Here is a 417-nt window from a genome sequence, read left to right on the forward strand (position 1 = left end):
GCAGAACAATGTGGACCAGCAGCTGTGGGGATCGCTCGGCCCGCGGCACTTCGGCTGGTTCGGCGGCGGCATTGTCAAGATCGCCTACCGGCTGCTGGGCCTCGGCCTCACTTATCTCGCGGCAGGCAGCGTGAACATCTGGCTAGCTCGGAGGCGCGACAAGGGCAGGCCCGCGCCGGGCTGAGAACGTATCTGGGCCGCAGCCGTCTGGGGACAACCGTTGGCGCTGACAAGCGCGGCTATCGGCACACTGTTCACCCCGGCGTTGATCGTGCCAATCTGGACATGGGCTAGGTGGTCTGCATTCACGGGATTCCGTTTAGCGAGAAGTTCTGATTCAAGGTTGGTGAAGGAGACGTGCCTTGAGCAGAGGGATGCTGACGGACGAGCAATGGGAACGGATCGAGGGGCATCTTC

Annotated in this window: 1 protein-coding gene; it reads left to right on the forward strand. The window is 62.6% G+C overall.

Translation table 11 applies throughout. The annotated features are described in order from the left end of the window. The coding region (locus AC2JF9_RS09810) for a hypothetical protein (protein ID WP_500727400.1) at positions 1–184 on the forward strand (184 nt) is incomplete at its 5' end. Positions 185–417 lie beyond the last annotated feature (233 nt).

The sequence above is a fragment of the Lactobacillus sp. C449L genome (genome assembly GCF_059900815.1).